The organism is Mycobacterium sp., assembly GCF_019243155.1.
Classification (GTDB): Bacteria; Actinomycetota; Actinomycetes; order Mycobacteriales; family Mycobacteriaceae; genus Mycobacterium.
This window is the reverse complement of sequence record NZ_JAFAUS010000283.1, coordinates 1-3,164: the sequence shown is the minus strand read 5'-3', so window position 1 is coordinate 3,164 and position 3,164 is coordinate 1. Positions and strand designations below refer to the sequence as shown.

General features: G+C 66.7%; 2 protein-coding genes. Both read right to left on the bottom strand.

Going from position 1 to position 3,164, the window contains the following annotated elements; all coding sequences use genetic code 11:
• Window positions 1–165: 165 nt before the first annotated feature.
• Window positions 166–1,470 carry an IS1380 family transposase gene (locus JOZ00_RS14030; protein WP_293344558.1) on the bottom strand — a complete coding sequence of 435 codons (1,305 nt, stop codon included), beginning with the start codon at window positions 1,468–1,470 and terminating at the stop codon, window positions 166–168.
• Window positions 1,471–2,096: 626 nt separating this feature from the next.
• The gene (locus JOZ00_RS27700) at window positions 2,097–2,336 is read right to left on the bottom strand and encodes an AAA family ATPase (RefSeq protein WP_366022318.1); all 240 of its coding nucleotides are present in this window, start codon (window positions 2,334–2,336) and stop codon (window positions 2,097–2,099) included.
• Window positions 2,337–3,164: the final 828 nt, after the last annotated feature.

The following is a 3,164-nucleotide window of genomic DNA, read 5'->3' as shown; positions in this document are numbered from 1 at the left end:
CTAAGCCTGAAAGCACCGATCTGGTCCGTGGTGGAGGGCTGAGGGGCTGAGCTCGTGTGGCTGGCTCCTGGCGGCGGTGAGGGCGTGTTGGGCCAGGGGTTCGTGGCTGTGCGGGTTGTCAGCGCCTGGGTGGGTGTGGGGGCGGGACGCCAGACCGCCGACGGGTCAGGTGGGTGCGGGCAGGGCTCGGATGGTGGTGAGCCGCCGGTTGAATAGGTCGGCCCAGGGCCAGCGGGCTGGTGCTCGTAGGGTCAAGGTGCCGGAGCGGTTGACGATTCGTCCGGGAACGGCGAGCAGCCGGGTGCGGACGGTGCGGGCGACGGTGAGCGCTTCGAGGGGTTCGCCGATGGTGGCGGTCCAGCGGATGAGGTTGTGGGCCAGCACGGCGGCTTGCAGCCAGGCCGAGTTGGCGGAGAAGTTCCCCGAGGGGCAGTGATCTAGCCCCGATCCTTCTTTGAGGTCTCTGATGGCGAGTTCGATGCTGGCGTGGGCCCGGTGGAAGGCGTCGATCTCGACGGCGGTTCCGTCCAGATCGGTCAGGAACGCGAAGTGACGCCAGTCGGGCCACAGTTTCGCTTGGCGGGCGTCGACCAGCCGGGTGCGTCGCACGATCAGCCGCCGTCCCCAATAGGTGGTCTCGGCCACCTGGGCGACGCCGTCGGCGGTGTATTCGATGTCGACCCACGAGTCGTCGGCGACCGCCGCGATCGTCTCGGAGATGCCTTTGGTGTTGGTGCGCACGGCCATGGTGTAGCGCACCCGGTGGCGGGTCAGGACGGCAATGGTGTCTTTGGCCCAATACCCCGAGTCGAAGCGCATCACGATCTCCCCGGCCGCCCCGGCCCGGCGCAACCGGGCGACGGTCTCGTCGATGAACCGCCTGACACCTCGGGCGGTGTTCGCCGATCCTTTGCGCATCCTGGCGTGGATGATCTCGCCGGTATCAGCCCGGCTGGCGAGGATCGGGTGATATCCCAACACCTTGGTGTATCCGTAGGCGGCGCCCTGTTTCTTCCTGCCCTCGACCTCGCAGATGGTGGAGTCCACATCGATCACCAGCCGGCTGTCGCCGGGACCGGCTCCCAGCTCCCACGCCCGGGACAGCACCTTGCCCACCACCGCTTCGAGTTGGCGGACATGACCGAAAGTAAAGGCGCGCAAGAACGTGCCCAAAGTGGAGGGGGCCATCACCCGATGGCCCAGCACACCTGCCGTCTCTCCCGCTCGCAGCATGTCGGCGTGATCGATATGGCTGGCCCCGGCCGCGATCGCGTGCACCAACGTCAACACCTTGCGGCCCGGGCGGGCCCCACCGACCAAGCCGGCCATGTGCAGGGTCTGCTCCACGATCCGCCCTACCCCGAGCCGGGCGGCCAGCGTGGCCACCAGCAGCAGGCCCGCGTTGGCCACCATCCCCTCGTCGTCGAAGGTGACCCGCAGCCGGTCCGGGCTGTGCGATACTCGACTCACAGAAAGTGCCTCCTCGGGACGAGACGGATAACGGCGTTCGCAACCGCAATCCTCCTTGCCCAGGAGGCATTTCTGGTGGATAGCCCTCCTACATCACCGGCAACTCAAGTCCCCGATCGGTGGATCGAGGCTTAGCCTTCCCGATCAAGTTCAAAGGAAGCATCGTCCAACACGTGGGACGCATCCTCCGGCCTATACCAGGTAAGACTCAGGTCGTCGTCCACGACTACATCGACACCCAGGTCCCCCTACTCGCTCGCCAATACCAGGAGCGAGCCCGTGGGTATGCCAATCTTGGATTCCCCGCACCGAAGCCGACCACCCCCTACAGGTGACGAGGAGCGCCAGCCCGGAGACGCAAGGCGATAGGTGGATCACCCGGATAACCGGCGGTTGGAGACGGTCGGCGCTCGGGATAATGGGCCGGGCGGGAGCGGGTGTTAGGGGACGGTCTCCGAGTCCCATGAGGGTTCCCCCTGGTCGGTCGGGTAGGGACCGAATGGGCGCTCACGTTCCCCCGAGCCGCCTGACCACCCCGCTTCGAAGTCGCCGCCAGCCGAACAATCGGCGTTTCGCGACGCCTCTGGCCCCGTTCCTTTCGCCGCGAGAACACCGAGGGGCAACGATCACACTATAGAGCCCCAGCCTTCGCCCGATCGGCTCATTGTCCCAAGGTAGCGCCGCGTTCCGAGCCTCAATGTCCGCCAGAGTACGTCGCTAGGCACTTCGAGGTAGTGCACTTCGACGCCGACACCAAGGCCGCGAGCCACGGTTCGCATCTCGTCACGTTCAATCCGCGCCCACAGCCCAAAATCAACGACGACGCTGAGACCGAGGCTCAGGATCTCTTGGGCGAGGCACCACACAGTTCCCGTTCGATTCAATCTGCCCGGCCCGCTGCAGCGCACGCACCGTGAGGCACTGCGCCCGCGTCACCGCCAAAGTAGCGGGCGGTGTTTCGCCCTCCAGCCGACACGGTCGGCTTGATCACAAACTCGGTCTCGGGCACCGACCACGGCTCGCCAGGAGCCAGCCAGGTGGTCGGGACGACCAGCACCCCCGCTGCGGCGAGCTGTCTTTGGTGCTGCTTATCGAGACCCCATCCAAGGACGGCGGCCGAGTTCACCAGATCGGCCTCAGTCGCCACATGCTGGGCCCAAGCAAGATACTCGCCGCGCCGGTCAACTCTAACCCAAGTGCTGCTGACCACGACGTGACTGAAGGAGTCCCAGCGCACGGCTGGGTCATCCCACACGACCAGAACTGACGTGGCCCCCCTCGCGTGCAGCGCCGCAGGATCGGCGCTGCGTCTGGGTCCGGGTACACGTCGCCTGGATCGGCGTCAAACAGCTCGCCGGCAGCCCACCATGGCCACGTCAGCTGCCCGCACGACTTCCAGCTTCGCCGACGACCAGCAGCGCCGCCACCGAATGGACCTCTTCGAGCGAGATCCCACGGCCAGGGCAGCCAGCAGAACGGTGACAGCCCCGGGCGTTTCGGGGCCGGTCGGGTTCGGGGACAATGGGGCGGTCAGGAACGATGCTGCTTGTCGATCGGGTCACGGCGGCCCTTGGCCGCGGCGACCTGCGCTACTGGATCAGGCGACACTGACCGACGTCGTGCCGGCGGCGTTGCGGCCGCTGACGGCATGAGCACAGTGCCGGGACGGAGGCGTCTGGTTCGATGACGAATCG